General features: G+C 47.2%; 2 protein-coding genes. Both read right to left on the bottom strand.

Annotation, left to right across the window (positions count from 1 at the left end; all coding sequences use genetic code 11):
• Positions 1 to 485 (bottom strand): alpha-D-ribose 1-methylphosphonate 5-phosphate C-P-lyase PhnJ (locus tag A3739_RS04540; RefSeq protein WP_197472049.1); only part of this gene is annotated, 485 nt, incomplete at its 3' end.
• On the bottom strand, positions 482 to 977 hold a 496-nt coding region (locus tag A3739_RS04535), incomplete at its 5' end, for a carbon-phosphorus lyase complex subunit PhnI (RefSeq protein WP_197472048.1). The genes A3739_RS04540 and A3739_RS04535, both read right to left, overlap by 4 nt.

The following is a 977-nucleotide window of genomic DNA, read 5'->3' as shown; positions in this document are numbered from 1 at the left end:
TACTTCACTAAGTCTTCGTATAGCTTAACTAACAAGCGTGAGTAATCACCCTCTCCATGCATCTGCTTGCGTTTGTCTTCGGAGGGTTCAACAATTACCAGCGGGTCGGGATATGGTACCTGCAGGACCAATATTTGATCCTCACGTAGCTCTTTTTCCGGAATACGATGACGAGACTGAACAATATCAGCCTCTTCTGTATCCGTCGTTGTGTCGATACCTGGGCAGGTCATTTGGATAAATTCACGAAGATTGACCGCATTAACTGAATCATCTGATCCCTGGTCAATCACTTTAAGGGTATCGTTTTCACCAATCAGCGATAATGTGAGTTGCAGCCCGCCGGTACCAAAACCTCTTCCCATTGGCATTTCCCGACTTGAATACGGTACTTGGTAACCAGGAATAGATATGGCTTTTAGGGTACAGCGCCTGACTTCTTTCTTTGCATGCTCGTCGAGAAATCCAAAATTGTATTGACTCATGACTCTGCAGCCTCCCTTTGCTTATTTTGGGTCGCTCTCAATCGATCCATATCTGACTGGAACGTCACGTAGTGAGGCATTTTGTAATGAGAGCAAAAGCCCATAGAGTCCACGCCATCGACATGCAGCAATACAAATTCAGGATCTTCTGATGGATTTGATGGGCCGTCTCGCATCCCTTTCTGAAGCGCACGATCCAAGATCGCCATACTAATTGCTTTCACTTCATTGTGCCCAAAGCACGCGCCATAGCCTAAGGTGAACATGGCCTTCTTATTGGCCCTTTGCCCATCTTGCTCATCCTCGTACATGGCCACGACTTCGCATTCAGTCACTTCCACTTCGCCAATTTCAGTCAATTCACCGGTAATCGGGTGAGGTAGCATCACAGGCACATAACCCACACGTAATTCCGCAACGGTAGGATGTATATCGCCGTAACCTCGCATATTTGAATAGGCCATGGCGAGTAATGAGCCCTGCTCTGCCCTA

The organism is Oleiphilus sp. HI0067 (genome assembly GCF_001635735.1).
Note: the sequence above shows the minus strand (reverse complement) of the source record. Positions and strands in the feature narration are given on the sequence as shown.